This window comes from Rhodococcus sp. LB1 (assembly GCF_001583455.1).
Classification (GTDB): domain Bacteria; phylum Actinomycetota; class Actinomycetes; order Mycobacteriales; family Mycobacteriaceae; genus Rhodococcus_F; species Rhodococcus_F opacus.
Map to the genome: position 1 here is coordinate 1 of NZ_LTCZ01000369.1, position 1,312 is coordinate 1,312.

Sequence of the window (1,312 nt, forward strand, 5' to 3'; positions counted from 1 at the left end):
CTTGCCCGCCGCTACCCTCTGGACCGGAGCCGCCGCCACAGCCGTCTTCTTGGCAGCTGTCTTCCTCGCTGCCGCCTTCTTTACCGTCGCCGGTTTAGCCTCCGCCTTCTTCGCATGAGCGTCATGGAAAGCTTGCTCGATCTCGGCCGGAATCCTTCCGCGGGAGGACACCTCGCGGCCATCTGCGATCGCCCACGCACGAATCTCCCTGTTCGCCGTCTTCGCCGGACCTTTACTCTCCACTGCCTCTTTCACCGGAATCTTGGCCGTGACCGGCTTCTTTACGGCCGCCTTCTTCCCGGTCGGCTTCACCGCGGCGGTGTTCGTCGCGACTGCTTTCTCCGCCGGAGCCTTGTTCTCCGCTGTCCTTCTGACCGGAGTCGCCCCGGCGGTCTTCTTGGCAGCTGTCTTCTTCGCTACCGTCTTCCTTACCGGCGCCGGTTGGACCTGAGCCCTCTGCATCGGAGCGTCATGGAAGGCTTGCACGATCTCAGCCGAAATCCGACCTCGGGAAGACACCTCCAAACCCTCCCCGATCGCCCACTCACGAATCTCCTTGGTCGTTTTCTGCGCTGGAGCCTTGCTCGCAGCCGCCCTCTTCGCCGGAGCCTTTCCTCCGACTACCTTCTTCACGGGCCGCTTCTTCGCAGCCGCCGTCTCCGCAACGATCTTCTTCGCAGCCGTCTTCTTTGCCGGCGCCGGTTTGACCTGAACCTTCTTCGCCTGAGCGGCATCGAATGCTTGCCCGATCTCGGCCGAAATCCGACCTCGGGAAGACACCTCCAAACCCTCCCCGATCGCCCACTCACGAATCTCTTTCGTCGTCTTTTGCGCCGAACCTGCTGAACCCCTCGGTGATACCGCCATACTTTTCTCCCTATTCGCCGGGCGACCGTCGATCGCACACAGTATCGGCATTTCGGCCCTCTCACCGCCAGCAGATCGAAACGGCAAGTAATCACACGCGGGCTGCCCTGATTCCCGAGGACCCGTGCCATCACCCTTGTCGTCCAGCACAAACATACAGAGCACCATCTGTCGACGGTGCCGACTCCAGCAGGACCACTGCGGCCACGCAGGCCAGGAACTTCTTCCGCCGCGAGAATGACGAATGCGAATATTCTTGCACTGCATCCAATTACAACGACCAGCGGTCAGCCCAGCGGGACCTCCGCACATGCACCGAAGGCCACGAGACTGCCATAAAACGAAACGCAGCTCAAGAACGAACAGCGGCGGGAAAGTGTCGAGCCCGCAACCACGGCCGGGAGGAAAGCGAGAGGGCCACACCGGCGACCCCATTCTCGCATTA

General features: G+C 61.7%; 1 protein-coding gene. It reads right to left on the bottom strand.

Going from position 1 to position 1,312, the window contains the following annotated elements; genetic code table 11:
• Positions 1 to 867 (bottom strand): Lsr2 family DNA-binding protein (locus tag AZG88_RS36015; protein WP_156517703.1); only part of this gene is annotated, 867 nt, incomplete at its 3' end.
• Between the last annotated feature and the right edge of the window lie 445 nt (positions 868 to 1,312).